Annotated in this window: 15 protein-coding genes; 10 read left to right on the top strand and 5 right to left on the bottom strand. The window is 73.6% G+C overall.

The window, feature by feature from the left end; genetic code table 11:
* The first annotated feature begins 125 nt into the window (after nucleotides 1-125).
* The 4 genes from QCD66_RS29255 (at nucleotide 126) to QCD66_RS29240 (ending at nucleotide 2,811) form a co-directional block, all read left to right on the top strand.
* On the top strand, nucleotides 126-599 hold the full coding sequence (locus QCD66_RS29255) for an NUDIX hydrolase (RefSeq protein WP_375734502.1): 474 nt from the start codon (nucleotides 126-128) through the stop codon (nucleotides 597-599).
* Nucleotides 593-1,522: a ribonuclease HII gene (locus QCD66_RS29250; protein WP_375734501.1), complete on the top strand. Its 930-nt coding sequence runs from the start codon at nucleotides 593-595 to the stop codon at nucleotides 1,520-1,522. Before QCD66_RS29255 ends, QCD66_RS29250 begins: the two co-directional genes overlap by 7 nt.
* Entirely contained in the window at nucleotides 1,519-1,842 is a 324-nt protein-coding gene (locus QCD66_RS29245; RefSeq protein ID WP_212816376.1) for a DUF2469 domain-containing protein, read from the top strand. Before QCD66_RS29250 ends, QCD66_RS29245 begins: the two co-directional genes overlap by 4 nt.
* A gap of 354 nt (nucleotides 1,843-2,196) precedes the next feature.
* On the top strand, nucleotides 2,197-2,811 hold the full coding sequence (locus QCD66_RS29240) for a M23 family metallopeptidase (protein ID WP_375734500.1): 615 nt from the start codon (nucleotides 2,197-2,199) through the stop codon (nucleotides 2,809-2,811).
* Nucleotides 2,812-2,838: 27 nt separating this feature from the next.
* Here the strand turns inward: QCD66_RS29240 and QCD66_RS29235 are convergent, their stop codons facing one another.
* The 5 genes from QCD66_RS29235 to QCD66_RS29215 all read right to left on the bottom strand — a co-directional run bounded on the left by QCD66_RS29235 (nucleotide 2,839) and on the right by QCD66_RS29215 (nucleotide 8,673).
* Entirely contained in the window at nucleotides 2,839-4,053 is a 1,215-nt protein-coding gene (locus tag QCD66_RS29235; protein WP_375734499.1) for an aminotransferase class V-fold PLP-dependent enzyme, read from the bottom strand.
* Nucleotides 4,054-4,297: 244 nt separating this feature from the next.
* Entirely contained in the window at nucleotides 4,298-5,230 is a 933-nt protein-coding gene (locus tag QCD66_RS29230; RefSeq protein WP_375734498.1) for a tyrosine recombinase XerC, read from the bottom strand.
* Nucleotides 5,231-5,362: 132 nt separating this feature from the next.
* A complete protein-coding gene (gene dprA / locus QCD66_RS29225; protein ID WP_375734497.1) occupies nucleotides 5,363-6,628 on the bottom strand; it encodes a DNA-processing protein DprA in 1,266 nt (421 codons plus the stop codon).
* Between the two features lie 19 nt (nucleotides 6,629-6,647).
* On the bottom strand, nucleotides 6,648-8,168 hold the full coding sequence (locus QCD66_RS29220) for a YifB family Mg chelatase-like AAA ATPase (protein ID WP_364208088.1): 1,521 nt from the start codon (nucleotides 8,166-8,168) through the stop codon (nucleotides 6,648-6,650).
* 145 nt (nucleotides 8,169-8,313) lie between these two features.
* Nucleotides 8,314-8,673 carry a YraN family protein gene (locus QCD66_RS29215; RefSeq protein ID WP_375734496.1) on the bottom strand — a complete coding sequence of 120 codons (360 nt, stop codon included), beginning with the start codon at nucleotides 8,671-8,673 and terminating at the stop codon, nucleotides 8,314-8,316.
* Between the two features lie 437 nt (nucleotides 8,674-9,110).
* Between QCD66_RS29215 and QCD66_RS29210 the strand changes: the two genes are divergently transcribed.
* The 6 genes from QCD66_RS29210 to QCD66_RS29185 all read left to right on the top strand — a co-directional run bounded on the left by QCD66_RS29210 (nucleotide 9,111) and on the right by QCD66_RS29185 (nucleotide 15,266).
* Nucleotides 9,111-10,382 (top strand): hypothetical protein, encoded by a 1,272-nt coding sequence (locus tag QCD66_RS29210; RefSeq protein WP_375734495.1) that lies wholly within the window; start codon nucleotides 9,111-9,113, stop codon nucleotides 10,380-10,382.
* Nucleotides 10,383-10,677: 295 nt separating this feature from the next.
* Entirely contained in the window at nucleotides 10,678-11,523 is an 846-nt protein-coding gene (gene rpsB / locus QCD66_RS29205) for a 30S ribosomal protein S2 (protein ID WP_364208079.1), read from the top strand.
* Between the two features lie 135 nt (nucleotides 11,524-11,658).
* Nucleotides 11,659-12,489 carry a translation elongation factor Ts gene (gene tsf / locus QCD66_RS29200; RefSeq protein WP_375734494.1) on the top strand — a complete coding sequence of 277 codons (831 nt, stop codon included), beginning with the start codon at nucleotides 11,659-11,661 and terminating at the stop codon, nucleotides 12,487-12,489.
* 184 nt (nucleotides 12,490-12,673) lie between these two features.
* Nucleotides 12,674-13,441, top strand: coding sequence for a UMP kinase (gene pyrH, locus QCD66_RS29195; protein WP_357535770.1), 768 nt, complete (start codon nucleotides 12,674-12,676; stop codon nucleotides 13,439-13,441).
* 44 nt (nucleotides 13,442-13,485) lie between these two features.
* Entirely contained in the window at nucleotides 13,486-14,043 is a 558-nt protein-coding gene (frr, locus tag QCD66_RS29190; protein ID WP_364208073.1) for a ribosome recycling factor, read from the top strand.
* A complete protein-coding gene (locus tag QCD66_RS29185; protein WP_364208070.1) occupies nucleotides 14,043-15,266 on the top strand; it encodes a phosphatidate cytidylyltransferase in 1,224 nt (407 codons plus the stop codon). The genes frr and QCD66_RS29185 overlap by 1 nt, the downstream gene beginning before the upstream one ends.
* Nucleotides 15,267-15,412: the final 146 nt, after the last annotated feature.

Genomic DNA, 15,412 nt, shown 5'->3' with positions numbered 1-15,412 from the left:
CGGCCCGCGCCGCGCCCCGGCCGGCGCGGGCCGCCCACCGGCCGCCCCGGCTCGGCGTCCCGAGCCGTACGGCCGGCACACCGGGCGTCCGGCCGGCCGCCGGAACCACCACCTAGGCTGGTGCGGTGCCTGACTTCATCCTCCGGCGGGCGGCCCGGGTGCTCCTCGTCGACCGGGCCGGACGGGTGCTGCTCTTCAACGGGTTCGATCCGGCCCGGCCCGACCACCGCTACTGGTTCACCCCCGGTGGCGGGCTGGAGCCGGCCGAGTCGCCGGCCGCCGGTGCGGCGCGCGAGCTGGCGGAGGAGACCGGCCTGCAACTGACGCCGGCCGAACTCGGCGACCCAGTCCGGCACGAGGAGGTCGAGTTTCCGTTCGACGGCCGGTGGTATCGCCAGGAACAGGACTTCTTCCTGGCCCGGGTCACGTCCTGGCAGGTCGACACGAGAGGGTTCGACGAGGTGGAACGACACAGCATCGAGTCGCACCGATGGTGGTCGGCCGACGAACTGGAACGGACCGCCGAGCGGTTCTATCCCGAGGATCTACCGGGCCTGCTGCGCCAGTTGACCGCCGTACCGTGGGAGCCGGCGTGCTGACCCCGCCGCGCGCCGTGGTCCGCCGGGAGAGCGGCATCTACGCCCTGGAGCGCGTGCTGCAGCGCCGGGGTTTCCCGAACGTGGCCGGGGCGGACGAGGCCGGGCGCGGCGCCTGCGCCGGCCCGCTGGTCGCCGCCGCCGCGGTGCTGCCCGAGGGACGGCGCGGCGAGATCGACGGGCTGACCGACTCGAAGCTGCTCACCCCGGCCAGCCGCGAGCGGATCTACGCCGAGGTGGTCCGGCGGGCCCTGGCGTACGCGGTGGTGGTGATCCCGGCCGAGGAGGTCGACGCGCTGGGCCTGCACGTCTGCAACCTGGCCGCGATGCGCCGCGCCCTCGCCGCGCTGTCGACCCGGCCGGACTACGTGCTCACCGACGGGTTCGGGGTCGACGGGCTCGGCGTACCCGGCCTCGCGGTCTGGAAGGGCGACCAGGTGGCGGCGTGCGTGGCCGCCGCCAGCGTGCTCGCCAAGGTGACCCGGGACCGGATCATGGTCGAACTCGACGCCCGTTTCCCCGGCTACGGGTTCGCCGAACACAAGGGCTACGTCACCGCCGACCACAACGAGGCGTTGCGACGGCAGGGGCCCTGTGCCGAACACCGTTTCTCGTACGTCAACGTCGCCACCGCGTCGGGGCGTGCCGGCAGCCCGCCACGGGCCCGCCGGCCGGAAGGGCTCGGTCGACCGGGCGGCGGGGCCGGCGGCACGGGTGGGGCCGACGGCGTGGACGAAGCTGGCGCGGCCGGTTCGGGCGCGGGTGGCGCGGTGGGTTCGGGCGCGGCTCCGACCGCCCGCGATGGAGGCGAGCCGATGGAGCGCAGCGGCCTCGCAGGGAGTACCGTCGGCGTGGCGTTCGGGGAGCACCCTCGGCTGCCGGCGCCGGTGGGGGAAGATGTGGCAATGGAAGGCGGAGTGCGATGAGCGCGGAAGATCTCGAGAAGTACGAAACCGAGATGGAGCTGCAGCTCTACCGGGAGTACCGCGACATCGTCCGTCAGTTCTCCTACGTGGTCGAGACCGAGCGACGCTTCTATCTCGCCAACCAGGTGGACCTGCACGTGCGCAACTCGGAGGGCGAGGTGTACTTCGAGGTCGAGATGCACGACGCCTGGGTGTGGGACATGTACCGCCCTGCGCGGTTTGTCAAGAATGTCCGAGTCATGACTTTCAAGGATGTCAATGTGGAAGAGTTGGAGAAGCCTGATATCTCCCTTCCCGCAGACTCCGGATTCGGCAGCTGACTCCTTGTAACACTGCCATCACTGTCCGGATGGCGCAATGCCCGTCCCACGTTCCGGCGCTCTCCACAGTGTACGGATCGGGCACCGGCGATCCACAGTGGACCCGTCGCTGGTCGCCTGTCGCCGTCCCCTCCGTGCGGCGTTGCCCCCGCCATAGCAGATCCACCCGCCGGACGGCGGTTGTCCACAGTCCGCCCACCGTCCACAGGGCGTAGCCGGCGTCGTTGCGCCCGTGCCGGCCGCCGGCCAGGCTGCTCGACCATGACCCGGTACCTCTCCCGGCCGCCCCTCTTCCCGTCCCCGTCCCGCGTCGGCCGGCCGCCGGCGGGGTGCGTACCGCCAGCCCCGCGGAGGGTGCCCGCATGGCGGCTGCTCCTGGTCGCCGGGCTCGCGGTCGTGATGGGTGTCGCGACACCGGTGCGGCCCGGTGCGGCCGGCCCGCCGGACACCCCGCAGCCGGCTATGCAGCGGCCCGCCGGGGCCTTCCGCTGGCCACTCGACGGCACCCCACGGCCCGTACGACGCTTCGACCCGCCGCCCCGCCCGTGGCTGCCCGGCCACCGGGGCGTCGACCTGGCCGCCACGACCGGTGTCCCCGTGCTCGCCGCCGGCGCCGGCACGGTGTTCTTCGCCGGCCGGATCGCCGGGCGGGGCGTGGTCAGCGTGGTGCACGGCAACGGCCTGCGCACGACGTACGAACCGGTGCTGCCCGCCGTCACGGGAGGCGCGGCGGTCCGGGCCGGCGACCCGATCGGGACCCTGGAGGCCGGACACCCGGGCTGCCCGGTCGAGGCGTGCCTGCACTGGGGCCTGCGCCGCGGTGACGAATACCTCGACCCGCTGGCCCTGCTCGGCCTCGGCCGGGTCCGGCTGCTGCCGCAGCACCTGGCCGGCCCGTCGACGGTCGGCGGGGCCGCCGGCGGCCGTCGGGGGCGTCGACGGTCAGCGGGACGGCCGGCGGGCCGGTGAGGGGCCGCTCGGGCGGGGTGGGGGCGGTCAGCGGCCGGCGAGGAAGGCGGGCAGTTGCCGGGCCAGCCGGTCGAACTCCTCGGCGCGGTTGTAGACCTGCGCGCTCAGCCGGAGCAGCCCCTGCCCGCGCCAGGCGTTGATCGCCACCTCGACGGCCAGTTCGTCCGCGATCCGCTGGCGCAGGGTGTGCGCCTCCCGATGGTCGGTGACCAGGCCGGTCGGCAACGGGACGAGCCGCATCGCGACGGAGTCACCGCCGGGGCGGGGCAGCTCGACGGCCGGGATTCCCAGCGCGGCACCGACCACCCGCTGCCCGTACGCGGCCAGTGCCGCGTTGTGCGCGCGTACCGCCTCGACACCGAGGGTGCGCAGTGTGAAGAGCCCGGTCGGGGCGGCCAGCCACGGCGAATAGTCGAGGGTCCCCTGTAACTCGACCGACCCCGGGAAACCGGCGGGCTGTTCCCACGAAACGACCAGCGGCTCGATCTGTTCCCGCCACTTCGCCGCCACCACCAGCACGGCGGTGCCGCGTGGCGCGTACGCCCACTTGTGGAAGTTGCCGACCCAGAAGTCCGCCCCGATCGCGTCGACCGCGACCGGCAGGTGACCCGGCACGTGGGCGCCGTCGACCAGCACCGCGACGTCGTGCGCCCGGGCCACGGCGGTGATCGCCGCGACCGGCAGCAGGCGGGCGGTCGGCGAGGTGATGTGGTCCACGATCAGCAGCCTGGTCCGGCCGGGGCGCAGCGCGGCGCGTACCGCGGCCACGATCTCCTGGTCGTTGGCCCGCAGCGGCACGGGCACGGACCGGGCCACCGCCCCGGTGCGGCGGCATTCCCGTTCGACGGCGAGCGACACCGCGCCGTATCCGTGGTCGGTGTGCAGGATCTCGTCGCCGGGGCGCAGCCGCATCGACCCGAGCACGATCGCGGCGCCGGTGGTGGCGTTGCCGACCAGGGCGGTGCCGTCCGGGTCGGCGCCGAGGAAACCGGCCAGGTGCCGACGGGTGTGCGTGATCCGCTCGACCAGGCCGGACTGGAAGAACCGCATCGGGTTGGCGTCGACCTCGTCACGGATGCGCTGCTGGGCGCGCTGCACCCCGATCGGCACCGCGCCGAACGAACCGTGGTTGAGATACGCGACGGCCGGGTCGAGTGAGAACAACAGCCGGGCGCCGGTGATCGGTTCGGGTGGTCGCGGTCCGTCAGCGGTCACGGCGCGATCGTAGCTTCTGGCGATCATCGGCCTCCAGGTCTTGCCGGCGGCGTGCTCGGCAGCCCGGGGCTGGCTCGGAGCGGTCGGCGCCCACGGTGCGAAGACGGCGCGTTCGGTGTCCGCCGGTGTGGGCCGTGGTCCGGTGCGCGGGTGGACCTGGAGTGCGGCCGGCGAGATGTGCCGCCGGCTGGGTCCCGGTGTGCCTGCTGGGCCCCGGTGCCCCGGCAGCCCTCGGTGTGCCGCCGGCCCGGCTCGGCGGTCGAGAACGAGGCTAGGCGCGCGGGTGGGCCTGCCGGTAGGCGGCGCGCAGCCGCTCCACCGACACATGGGTGTAGATCTGGGTGCTCGAGAGCGACGAGTGGCCGAGCAGCTCCTGCACCGCCCGCAGGTCGGCACCGCCCTCCAGCAGGTGGGTCGCCGCGGAATGGCGCAACCCGTGTGGGCTGGTGTGCGGCAGGCCGGCGGCCCGGGCGTAGCCGCCGACCACCCGGCGGGCGATCGTCGGTTGCAGCCGCCCGCCCCGGGCACCGAGCAGCAGGGCGTTCCCGCTGTCCGGGGTCGCCAGGTCGGGCCGGCCGAGCCGGAGCCAGTCGTCGACCGCCTCCTCGGCCGGCAGGCCGTACGGCACCGCGCGCTCCTTGTCACCCTTGCCGATGACCCGTACGACCCGCCGCCCCCGGTCGACGTCGGCGATGTCGAGCCCGCAAAGTTCGCTGACCCGGATTCCGGTCGCGTACAGCAGCTCCAGCAGCGCCCGGTCCCGCAGCAGCACCGGCGCGGCCTCGTCGCCGGGGGCCCGCACCAGCATGGCGGCCTGGTCGGCGCGCAGGACGGTCGGCAGTTCGCGCCGCCCCTTCGGGCTGGCCAGTTGGGCGCCGACGTCGGCGGCGAGCAGCCCGCTGCGGTGGGCCCAGGCGCTGAACGTGCGCCCGGCCGCCGCCCGACGTGCCAGCGAACTGCGGGCCGCGCCCAGCGTGCGCAGCCTGGCCAGCCAGCTACGCAGCACGGCGATGTCGAGTTCTCCCGGTGCGGTGCAGCCCATCGCGCTGGCGTGGTCGAGCAGTGAGACCACGTCGGCGACGTACGCCCGTACGGTGTGCGCCGACCGGTTGTCGACCCGGGACAGATGGCGGGCGAAGTCGTCGACCGCGTCCCGCATCGCCGGCGGCAGCTCTTCGTGGGTGACCTGCGTGCTTCGGCTCATCACCGTGACGGTGTCCGGTGCCGGGCACCGCGTCAAGCGGCCACGCCCCGGACCCGGGCACGCCGACGGGTCACCGGGACGGGCGTCGGCCGCTCGCCGCACGGGTCACGCTGATCGGCCGCCGGGTGCGGGTCATGCCGGTCGATCAGCGGGTGCGGGTCGTGCCGGTCGGTCGCCGGGCGGGCCCGACCCGCGGGACTTCGGGACCAGCGCGTAACCGTCGTCGTGGCGTACGACGAATCCGAGCTGTTCGAGCAGCGCGACCTTGCGCATCGCGGTCCGTACGTCGACTCCGGCCCGGGCGGCCAGCGGGTCGAGCCCGATCGGACCGCGCCGGGGCATCGCCTCCAGCAGTTGCGCGGCCTGGTCGTCGAGCCGGTCACGGGGCTGCTCGGGCGCGCGAACGGGCGGGGCCAGGTCCGCGCCGATCCGTCCGACCTCCTCGAGCACGTGCGGCACACCGGTGACCAGGCGGGCGTCGGGCTGGTCGCGCAGCAGTTCGTGGCAGCCGACGGACATCGCCGAGGTGACCGGTCCGGGCACGACCATCGCGCGGCGACCGATGCCCAGCGCCCGGCGCATCGTCTGGGTGGCACCGCTGCGGGCCGCCGCCTCGACCAGCACCGTGCCGGCGGTGCCGGCCGCGATGACCCGGTTGCGGATCAGGAAGCGGTGCCGCAGCGGCTCCTGGCCGGGCAGCCACTCGCTGACCAGCAGCCCGGTGTCGGCGATACGGTCGAAGAGCGCGGTGTTGCCCGCCGGATAGGGCCGGTCGAGCCCGCAGGCCAGCACCGCCACCGTCGTACCGTCGGCGTTCAGGGCGGCCCGGTGCGCCGCCGCGTCGATGCCGAACGCACCGCCCGACACCACGGTCCAACCGCGCTCGGCGAGACCGAAGCCGAGTTCCCCGGCGACGTGCAGGCCGTAGGGGCTGGCCGCCCGGGCACCCACGACGGCGACCGCGCGGTCGAGCGCGTTGGCGAGGTCGAGGTGGCCGCGCACCCAGAGGCACAGTGGCGGCGCGGTCTCCCGGTCGACCCTGCGTTCGGCGTCGAGGGCCAGCCGGGTGAGATCGCCGACCGGCCCCGGCCACTCGTCGTCGCCGGGCACCACGATCCGGGCGCCCAGCCGTCCGGCCCGTTCGGCCGCGGCCTCGGCCACCGCCCATGGATCGCCGCTGGCGAGCCGGGCCCCGACCGCCGTACGCAGCCCGGGGTCGGGCACATCGCCGTCGACCATCCGCTGTAGCGCGCGTACCGGGCCGTCGGTGGCCACCATCCGGTAGGCCGCCCAGTTGCCCGGCTCGGCGAGCCAGTTCACCGCGACCCGGGCCAGCCGGGTCCGGTCGATGCCACCCATCGTGCACTCCCTTCGAAGGCGGCCGGCGGGGCCGGCCATGGTGGGTACCGGGTGCCGGTCAGGCCGACCGGCCCGAGCGGAGCTGGCTCGCCTCGGCAACGTCGTCGGCACCGGGGCGGTCCCGCCCGTCGAGGTCGGCGATCGTCCAGGCCATCCGGATCACCCGGTCGTAGCCGCGGGCGGACAGCGCCCCGGTGTCCAGCGACCGGCGCAACTGCTCGGTGTCGCGGGCCGGCAGCCGCCAGCGGGTCCGTCGCAGGTGCGGGCCGGGTACGTCGGCGTTGACCCGCCAGCCCGTGCCGGCCCACCGCTGCGCGGCCGCCGAACGGGCGGCCCGGACCCGCTCGGCGACCACCGCCGACGGCTCGGCCGGGGTCGCGGCGGCGACCAGGTCGGCGGCCCGCAGCGGCACGAGCGGCACCTGCACGTCGATCCGGTCCAGCAGCGGCCCGGACAATCGCCCGATGTAGCGACGCCGGGCCAGCGGGGTGCACTCGCACGCCAGGTCGCCGGACGGCTTGGCGCACGGGCACGGATTCGAGGCCAGGACGAGCTGGAAGCTGGCCGGGTATTCGGTCGCGCCACGGCTGCGGGTGATCAGCACCCGGCCGCTCTCCAGCGGCTGCCGTAGCGCCTCCAGGGCCCGGACGTTGAACTCGGCGGCCTCGTCGAGGAAGAGGACGCCCCGGTGGGCCAGCGACACCGCGCCGGGGCGGGCGAGGCCGCTGCCGCCTCCGACCAGCGACGGGACCGTCGCGGTGTGGTGCGGGGCCTGCAACGGCGGCCGGCGCAGCAGCCGGCCGCCCGGCGGGAGCAGACCGGCGATCGAGTGCAGGGCGCTGACCTCGAGCGCCGCCTCGTCGTCGAGCGGCGGCAGGATCGACGGCAGGCGTTCGGCCAGCATGGTCTTGCCGGCGCCGGGCGGCCCGATCAACGCGACGTGGTGCCCGCCGGCCGCCGCGATCTCCAGCCCGCGCCGGCCGAGCCCCTGCCCGGCGACCTCGGCGAGGTCGGGCCCAGCCGGCGGGGACACCGGGTCCGGCTCGGGCGGTTCGAGCAGCCGGCCGCCGTCGCGGACGAACGCCACAAGCCGGTGCAGCGAGTCGACGCCCTTGACCCGTACGCCGGGCACCACGGCCGCCTCGGCGGCGTTCGCCAGCGGCACGACCACCCGGGTTATCCCGGCCCGTACGGCGGCGACGACCATCGGCAACACCCCGCGCACCGGGCGTACGGCCCCGTCGAGCCCGAGTTCGCCGAGGATCGCCACCCCGTCCAGCGGGGCCAGCGGCAACTCCCCGGAGCCCCCGAGCAGTGCGCAGGCGATGGCGACGTCGAACCCCGAACCGTGCTTGGGCAGGGTGGCCGGCAGCAGGTTGACGGTGATCCGCCGGTTCGGCCAGCTCTGGCCGGAGTTCACGATCGCCGCGCGGACCCGGTCCCGGGCCTCGTTGAGCGCGGTGTCGGGCAGGCCGGACAGTGCGACCGCCGGCAGGCCGGCGGCCAGGTCGGCCTCGACCTCGACCAGATGGCCGGTGACCCCGACCAGGCCGACCGAGAGCACGCGGGCGTAGCTCATCGCCGCCACCCGCCCGCCGCGCCGCCGACGGGCCACGGACCGCCCGCCGCCACGCTGCCGGCAGCCGTGTCGCCCGCCCCCACGGCGCCGGCCGGCCCGGTGCCGACCGCCCGGCCCGACGGAGGTTCCCGGCGAGGACCCGGCATCAGAACGCCGCCCGCACATGTTCCACCGCGGCCGGACCGCGCCCGGTGGTGTGCACCGCGACGACGTCGAAGCGGACCTCGCGCGGGTGTGTGGCGGCGCCGGCGAGCCAGGTGGCGGCGAGCCGGCGCAGGCGCCGTGCCTTCGCCGGCACCACCGCCGCGGCCGGTGGCCCGTACGTGGTGCTCCGCCTGGTCTTCACCTCGCAGAACACCAGGGTCTCGCCGTCCCAGGCGATGATGTCGACCTCGCCGTGGACGCACCGCCAGTTGCGAGCCACCACCCGCAGCCCCGCCGCGACCAGGTGCTGCACCGCACGGCGTTCGCCGTAGGCGCCGACCGCCCGTCTCACCAACGTCATGCCACGAGGCTGGCCGTCCGGGCCGCTCAGGGGTAGGGCGGCCGGTCCGCCTGTGGACGGCGGGCATCCCTGTGGACAGCCGGACGATCAAGTGGTCGCCGTGCTATGGCGTACCGCTCCGGTCGTGCGGGCCGGTCCGGGGCAGGATCTCGACGGCGCCGCCGGTCGGCTCATCCTGCGACGCGGCGGCCCGACATCGGCCCGGCGTCCGAAAAGGCGTGGACCCACCTATCCGCGGCGATTGGCCGTCCGACTCGCACCGTGCGTGGCGCCGGGACGTATCGGCCGGTTCGGAGTGTTCGCCGCGGATGTACGGGAGATCCGGGCCGGCGATCCACCCCCGCCTTGAGGCCGGCGCCCGCGACACGTGACAGGCGGCGGGCCGGTACGGGCGACCGGTTGGCGATGATTGCCAGGGTCGAATACGGTGCGGGACCGTGGACGGTCAACGTAACTACCCCGATGAGCAGGAACCCCGCTGGTACGCCGGTGAACGCGGCTACTCCGAGTCCGGCTGGCGTGGCCGGGCGGACGAGCGCTACCCCGACGACGGCTACCGGGTGCCCGAGCAGCGCTCCGGCGAGGTCGAGGAGAACCGCTACGCCGCGCTGGCCGACCCCGGGCCGCGTCATGCCGGACCGGGCGGCTACTCCGACGGTGACCGCTACACCGACAGCGACCGCTACGCGGGCGGTGACCGATACGCCGACGACGACCGGTTCGGGGCCGACCGGCACCGGGAGCCGGAGTCCCGGCACGCCGAAGAGCTCCGCACGCAGCTCGACATCGAGGTGCGCGACGACCAGGGGCGTGCCGGCTACGGAAGCGGCGAGGCGGCCCGGGGCGCCCTCGGCTCGATCCGGCTGCCGCTGGAGCCTCCGTCGCGCGGCACCGGTGGCGGCGCAGACCTGCTGGACAGCGGGCGTGGCGAGCCGCTCGACACCCGGCGTGGCGGTCCCGAACGGACCGGGCTGGTGGAGATCGGACGCCGGCCGACCGAGCCGGGACGGCCGGTGTCACCGGCGGGGCCGCCGGCCCCGGAGCCGGCCCGGTCCGTGATCGACGTACCGGTCCCGCCGGTCGAGCCGGGGCCGATGGCCGAGCCGCCGCGCGCCGCCGAACCGCAGCACCGGCCGGAGATGCACCACCACGCCACCGAGGCGTTGCGGGCACCCTCCGACGCACACCGCATTCCGGACGCTCCCCGTGTTCCGGACGCCGGCCGGACGATCGACGCGAACCGGGACGCCGATGCGCACCGGCCGCTGGAACTGCCGACCGGGCCGATGCCGGCCGTCACGATGCACCAGGCCGAGGCACCGCCCGGTGACGGGCCGCGATACCCGGGCGACCCGTTCGACCGCGCCGCGCCGCGCCGCCCCGGCGGCACCGCGCCGGTCGGCGACGGCGTGTACCGAACCCGCCGCCCCGGCCTGGCGGTCGCGTACGCCCTGCTCGTCCTGATCTTCGAGGTGCCCGCCCTGGTGCTTCTCGCCAATGCGCTGCTCGCCGACCCGATCTCGTTCGGCGGGGTGGTCGCGGGCGTCATGCTGGTCCTCGGGCTGCCGGTGTTCGGTGCCGGCCTCTACGCCCTGGCGACCGGCGCGGCCGGGCTCGCCGAGCCGGGTCGTGCCTGGCTACGGCCGCCGACCGCCTACCTCACGGTCGGCCTGGTGCTCTTCGTCGCGGCGGCGCTCGCGGCCGGCTGACCCCAGCCGGGTCCGGCCGGGCGCGGGCGTCCGGCCGGGCCACCAGCCGGGTCGGTCCGGCGCCGGTCACCGGCGGGTACGGGTCGGGGCCGGAGCGGCCACGTCAGGGCGTACACTTATCGACTGGCGACCGCCATGCGGTCGACCTCGCGCGCCCTCCCCGCGGTCATCCGTGGGGCGACGGCCCCCTGGTCCCGACTCCGTTCGGGTCCGCCATGGCCGACGACCCGGTGCCAGGATGCCCGGCCGGCCGGCCGGGCGTGACAACCAGGGACCACAGAAGGAGCACCCCACCATGGCCGTAGTGACCATGCGTCAGCTGCTGGAGAGCGGCGTCCACTTCGGGCACCAGACCCGGCGCTGGAACCCGAAGATGAAGCGCTTCATCTTCACCGAGCGTAACGGCATCTACATCATCGACCTGCGCCAGACCCTCGACTACATCGAGAAGGCGTACGAGTTCGTGCGTGGCACCGTCGCCGAGGGCGGCAGCATCCTCTTCGTCGGCACCAAGAAGCAGGCGCAGGAGGCCATCGCCGAGCAGGCGACCCGGGTGGGCCAGCCCTACGTCAACCACCGCTGGCTGGGCGGCATGCTGACCAACTTCCAGACGGTCTACAAGCGGCTCCAGCGGATGAAGGAGCTGGAGGCGATCGGCGACCTCAGCGGCACCGCGCAGGGCTACACCAAGAAGGAGACGCTCCAGCTCTCCCGCGAGAAGATCAAGCTCACCCGCACCCTGGGTGGTCTGCGTGACATGCAGAAGGTGCCGGCCGCGATCTGGGTCGTCGACACCAAGAAGGAGCACATCGCCGTTGACGAGGCCCGCAAGCTGGGCATCCCGGTGATCGCCGTGCTCGACACGAACTGTGACCCCGACGAGGTCGATTTCCCGATTCCGGGCAACGACGACGCGATCCGCTCCGCCGAACTGCTCACCAAGGTCATCGCCGCGGCGGTCGCCGACGGCCTGATCGCCCGCTCCGGACGGCAGCGCGGCACCGACGAGAAGCCCGAGCCGGGTGTGGTCGCGGCCGACGAGCCGCTGGCCGAGTGGGAGCGCGAGCTGCTGGAGACGCCGGAGAAGAAGGCCGACGAAGAGCAGAAGGCTGCCGAGCCCGCGGCGGCTGCCGCCGAGTGACCTCACCGTCGGGCCGGGCCGGACGCGAACCCGCGGCCGGCCCGCCCGATCGGGTACGAGGGCACGGTGCGCCCCGGATTGGGTAATCCCCAACTGACCACCCCACCCACAGCCTCAAACATCGAAGAGAGAGTCATGTCCAACTTCACCGCCGCGGACGTCAAGAAGCTCCGCGACCTCACCGGCGCCGGCATGATGGACTGCAAGAAGGCGCTCACGGAGACCGAGGGCGACTTCGACAAGGCTGTCGAGCTCCTGCGGATCAAGGGTGCCAAGGACGTCGACAAGCGTGCGGGTCGCACCGCCGCGAACGGCCTCGTGGCCCACTCCGGCAAGGCGCTGCTCGAGCTCAACTGCGAGACCGACTTCGTCGCCAAGAACGCCGACTTCATCGCGCTGGCCCAGCAGTTGGTCGAGCACGGCGAGCAGGCCGACGTCGCCGACGCCGAGGCGCTGCTGGCGTCGACGCTGCCGGACGGCCGTACCGTCGCCGACACCGTGCTCGAGCAGTCGGCCAAGATCGGCGAGAAGCTCGTGCTGAACCGCTTCGCCAAGGTCGACGGCACGGTCGCCGTCTACCTGCACCGCAAGGCGCAGGACCTGCCGCCGCAGGTCGGCGTGCTGGTCGAATACGCCGGCAAGGCCGACGAGGCGGGCGACGCCGACGCCCGTGCCGTGGCGATGCAGATCGCCGCGATGCGGCCGAAGTTCCTCACCCGTGACGAGGTGCCGGCCGAGACGGTCGAGTCCGAGCGGCGCATCGCCGAGCAGAGCGCCCGCGAGGAGGGCAAGCCCGAGGCTGCCATCTCCAAGATCATTGAGGGTCGCGTCAACGCCTTCTTCAAGGACTTCGTCCTGCTGGAGCAGGCGTCTGTCACCGACAACAAGAAGTCGGTCAAGCAGGTCATCGGCGAGGCCGGCATCGACGTGACGCGGTTCGTCCGGTTCGAGGTCGGCCAGGCCTGACCGAGCCCGACCGTGCGGTTCTCCCGCCCCTCGCGGGCGGGACGGCCGCGTGGGTATAGACAATCCGAGGAGGCCGCTGGTGTACGTGATAGGCACCGCGGCCTCCTCGTCCCATAAGGTGGGCGGCGGCACCCTCCGGTGCCACCGCGCGGCGGGCTTGCCCCGCGCATGAGAGGCGGGTCGGATGACGCAGACCGTGAATGAGCAGACCGCTGTGCAGGACGATCCCACCGCACCACCCCCCGGCCGGTCCCGGCGGGTCGTCCTGAAGTTGTCCGGCGAGGTCTTCGGCGGCGGGGAGGTCGGCGTCGCTCCCGACGTCGTACAGGCCGTCGCCCGGCAGATCGCCACCGTCGTCCGGCGTGGGGTGCAGGTCTCCGTGGTGATCGGCGGCGGCAACTTCTTCCGCGGCGCGGAGTTGCAGAAGCGTGGCATGGACCGCGCCCGGGCCGACTACATGGGCATGCTCGGCACCGTCATGAACTGCCTCGCGCTGCAGGACTTTCTCGAGAAGGAGGGCATCGAGACGCGGGTACAGACCGCGATCACGATGGCCCAGGTCGCCGAGCCCTACATCCCGTTGCGGGCGATCCGTCACCTGGAGAAGGGCCGTGTGGTCATCTTCGGTGCCGGCGCCGGAATGCCCTATTTCTCTACCGACACGGTCGCTGCCCAGCGGGCGCTGGAGATCCGTGCCGACGTGGTGCTGATGAGCAAGAACGGTGTGGACGCCGTCTACACCGCCGACCCGCGCACCGATCCCGATGCCCGCCGACTCGACACCGTCACGTTCGCCGAGGCGCTGAGCCGCGGCCTGCGGGTCGCCGACGCCGCGGCGTTCAGCCTCTGCATGGACAACGGCCTGCCGATGCTGGTGTTCGGCGCGGAGGGCGAGGACACCATCATCCGGGCGGTCGGTGGCGAGCGGATCGGGACCCTGATCACGGCCTAGGCCGTCCGACGACCTACGAGCAAGAGAAGGAGGCGACGGAGCAGGTGATCGACGACACGCTCCTCGAGGCCGAAGAGAAGATGGACCGCGCGGTCGAACACGCCAAAGAGGAGTTCGGCGCGATCCGGACGGGGCGGGCCAGCCCGGCGATGTTCTCCAAGGTCATCATCGACTACTACGGCACCCCCACGCCGCTGACCCAGATGGCGTCGGTGGGTGTGCCCGAGCCCCGGATGGCCATCATCAAGCCGTACGACGCGTCGCAACTCCAGGCGATGGAGAAGGCGATCCGCGACTCCGACCTGGGGGTCAACCCCAACAACGAGGGCAACCAGCTCCGGATCCTGCTGCCGCAGATGACCGAGGAGCGGCGCCGCGACATGATCAAGGTGGCCCGCAACAAGGGCGAGGAAGCCAAGGTCGCGATCCGCAACGTGCGGCGCAAGGCGAAGGAAGAGCTGGACCGCATCGTCAAGGACGGCGAGGCCGGCGAGGACGATGGACGCCGTGCCGAGAAGGAACTCGACGACCTCACCCACCGCTACGTGACACACGTCGACGAGCTGGTCAAGCACAAGGAAACCGAGCTGCTCGAGGTCTGATGTCCTACCTCGACCCTCATCCCGGATCGGGCACCGACGCACATCGGGCGCGGCACACCGGTGCCGCGCCCGATCCCTACGCCCGGCACTCGCGCCCCGACGCCAACCCGTCGCCCAGCCCCGACGACTGGCCGCCGCGTAACGGCAACGGGTACGCCGTACCGGGTCGGCCGCCCGGTGGGCATGGCGGGTACACGAACGGTGCCGTCCCCGCGTACCCGCCGGGTGCCGGTGACGATCCCGAGCCGGTGGTGGACGAGCAGACGGCCGCCTACCCGATGGTGGACGCGGACGCGCAGACGGCCGCCTACCCGGTGGTGCAGCCGCCGGAACCGTCGGAACCGCCGCGTCGACGGCAGCCGGGGAAGCGCCGGGCCGGCCGCGCGGGTACGGCCGCCGGGCCGAAACCGCCGAGCCGGGCCGGCCGCAACCTGCCCGCCGCGATCGGGGTCGGCGTCACCCTCGGCGCGGTGCTCGTCGGCACCCTGTTCGCCTACCGGCCGGCGTTCCTGGTCGTGATCGCGCTGGCGTTCAGCGTCGGAATCTGGGAGATGACCCGCGCGGTACGCGCCGTCGACGCCCGTCCACCGATGGTTCCGCTGCTCGCCGGCGGCGTACTCATGACCGGTCTGGCCTGGCAGGTCGGTCCGGACGGGCTTCTTCTCGGGCTCGTGGTCACGGTGCTCGCCGCCCTCGTGTGGCGGATCGGCGACGGGTGGGCCGGCTACCGGCGCGACCTGACCGCCTCCGTGCTCATCGCGGTCTACGTGCCGTTCCTCGGCGGGTTCGCCGCGCTGATGGCCGCCATGCCGGACGGTGACTGGCGAATCTTCGTCATCCTCGCGGCCGTGGTCCTGTCCGACACCGGCGGTTACGCCGTCGGTGTCCTCCTCGGCCGGCATCCGATGGCCCCGTCGATCAGCCCGAAGAAGTCCTGGGAGGGGTTCGGCGGCTCGGTGACCGCCGCGGCCGTCGGCAGCGCTCTGCTGCTCTACTTCCTGCTCGATGTAGCGCCCTGGTGGGGAGCGGTCTTCGGGGTGGCGGTCTCGGTGGCCGCGGTCCTCGGCGACCTGGCCGAGTCGATGATCAAACGCGATCTCAACATAAAGGACATGAGTAACCTACTGCCCGGGCACGGCGGTCTGATGGACCGGCTCGACTCGGTCCTCTTCGCGGTGCCGACCGCCTACTTCCTCCTGACGCTGTTCGCCCCACCCGGCTGAGGGATGGTGCACGTTTGGGGGTCCTCGGGGCCGGGTGGTCCGGCCGGCGCGTGGGACACTGGACAGGCCATGAATAGCCTGCCAGTGATCCCGATCAGCCCCACCGGCACTGCCGGCACGACCAGCCCCGCCGGTTTCGCCGACCC

It is taken from the genome of Polymorphospora sp. A560, from assembly GCF_045781765.1.
Lineage (GTDB): Bacteria > Actinomycetota > Actinomycetes > Mycobacteriales > Micromonosporaceae > Polymorphospora > Polymorphospora lycopeni.
Note: the sequence above shows the minus strand (reverse complement) of the source record. Positions and strands in the feature narration are given on the sequence as shown.